The organism is Streptomyces fuscigenes (assembly GCF_021556455.1).
Lineage (GTDB): Bacteria > Actinomycetota > Actinomycetes > Streptomycetales > Streptomycetaceae > Streptomyces > Streptomyces fuscigenes.
In genome coordinates, this window is the sequence record NZ_JAKGCV010000679.1 from 1 (window position 1) to 2,003 (window position 2,003).

General features: G+C 74.1%; 1 protein-coding gene. It reads right to left on the reverse strand.

Annotated elements, in window-relative coordinates; all coding sequences use genetic code 11:
* Positions 1–1,954, reverse strand: a 1,954-nt coding sequence (locus L1885_RS27675; protein WP_443732432.1) for a hypothetical protein, incomplete at its 3' end; no start/stop codon positions are given.
* Positions 1,955–2,003: the final 49 nt, after the last annotated feature.

Here is a 2,003-nt window from a genome sequence, read left to right on the forward strand (position 1 = left end):
GAGGCTGCCCGTCGGTGGCGGTGTGCGGCGGCCGCACCTCGTCCGAGGCCGTACGGGACGGGGCCGGCACGGTGTCGGTCGCTGCGTCGCCCTGCGTCCCGTTCCGGTCGTGCAGGGGGTCGAAGGCCGAGGCGCCGTCGTCGAGCGGCGGCTCGGCGGGGCGGCCGCCGTCGCCGTCCTGGCGCGCCGGGGCCGTCGCCGGCGCCGTGTCCGGCTCGTCGATGCCGGCTGCGGCGCGGATGTCGGACACCGTGGCACCCGAATCCCCGGCGTGGGCGGTGGCGGCCGCCGCCAGGACCTGCCCCACCTGCTCCGGGGTCGGCGCGGTGTCCTCGGGCAGGCCGAACACGTCGCGGGTGATGCGGTCCAGGACCTCCGGCGTCATACGGCCGCCGGTGTGCAGGGCGGACGAGCCGTCGGGGCCCGGGTTCCAGCGCAGCCGGTCGAGGGCGGCGAGCGACCGCAGCGCCTCGTGGTGCGCGGCCGTGTCCGCCTCGATGCCGGTGCCGAAGGTGCCGCGCAGGGTCCGCACGTACTGGAGCGTCCGCATCGACGTCCACGGGTCGGCCGGTCCTTCGCCCTCGTGCAGCCCCGCGGCGCGCGCGAGGGCGTCGAGCGAGTCGCCGTGCGGCTCGGGCGTGAAGGTCCGCCAAGTGCCGGGGCGGTTCTGGGCGTCCGCGAAGAGGACGTGCTGCAGGGCGCCGTCGCGGTCACGCACGGTGCCGGACGGGGTGGTCGGTGCGTGGACGACGCGTCCCGTGACGTTGGCGACGTGCTGCGCCACGGACAGCCCGCCGTGCTCGGGCGAGGCACCGGTCGTGCAGGACAGCAGGACGAGAGGCTTGTCGGCGTCGCCCAGCGCCTCCGCGTTGCGCGCGAGGTAGCGGCCGAGTTCCCGGCCGCTCACACGGACGACCCGCCCGTCGCCCAGGACCAGTTCGACGTGGTTCGAGGCGCCGTGCGACGCGAAGAACGTGACCGAGGAGTCGTGCCACGGCACTTCCTGCGGCTTGGTGGTGAACCTGCTGCCCTCACGCTGCTCCAAGGCCGTGTGCCCACGGAACGTGCTCGTGGACAGCAGCACGGGGATGCGGTCGGCCCGACTGGCCCAGTCCTCGGGCCGGTAGCTGCCGAGACCCTCGGGGACGTGCCCCTCGCCCCGGGTGAGGGGGCCCATGTTGAGCAGGCCGTCCGGCGCCGCCGTCTCGTCGAGCGTCCGGATGGCGATGCCGTCGTGCTCCTCGCGGTGCCACTGCGTGAGCCCCTGGCGGTCGCCGGTCGGCGCGTCGCCGCGAGTGGCCTGGTCGGCCAGGCGCTGTCCGGTGACCAGGGTGGTGCCTGCCTGCTCGATCCGCTTCAGTCCGGCGACGAGCGACTCGATGGCGGCGGGGCGGCGCGTGCCGGACGGGAAGACCCGGCGGATGTCGTCCAGGGCGCTGGACGCGTGGCCGCGGTAGACGTCGAGCCCCCGGCCGAGGGACGCGCTGTCGCCGACCTTGAAGGCGTAGTCGGACAGCACGGCCTTGCGCGCCGCGTCGAGGCGGCCGAGCGCCGCCCGCGCCGCCGCGTCGTGCCGGCCCACGGCCGCGAACGCCTTGTTCAGGTCGAGGTGTTCGAAGCCGGCGCGGACGCGGCTGCGGATGCCCATGAGGACGCGCCGGTTCTCCAGCGCGTCGATGGCGGCGGCGCGGCGCTCCCCACGGAACAGAGGCGCCTCGGGATTGAGGGTGTACTCCGCGGGACGCGACGGAGCACCCTGGCGGATGCGGTCGTCGAACGACTCGTAGATGACCTCCGCCATCCGCGCCTGATTCGCCCACGGCAACACGTAATCGTTGACGAACTCATTGAGCGTACGGTCGCGTTCGGCAGGATTACGCAGGTCGCGACCGCGCAGCTCACCCGGCGCGTGGTCCTTGAAGAACTTGTCCACGAACTGCGGACGCTGCAACACCTCACCCGGCTCCAGCAGATGCCGATTGCGGTAATGCGCCGCCACCACC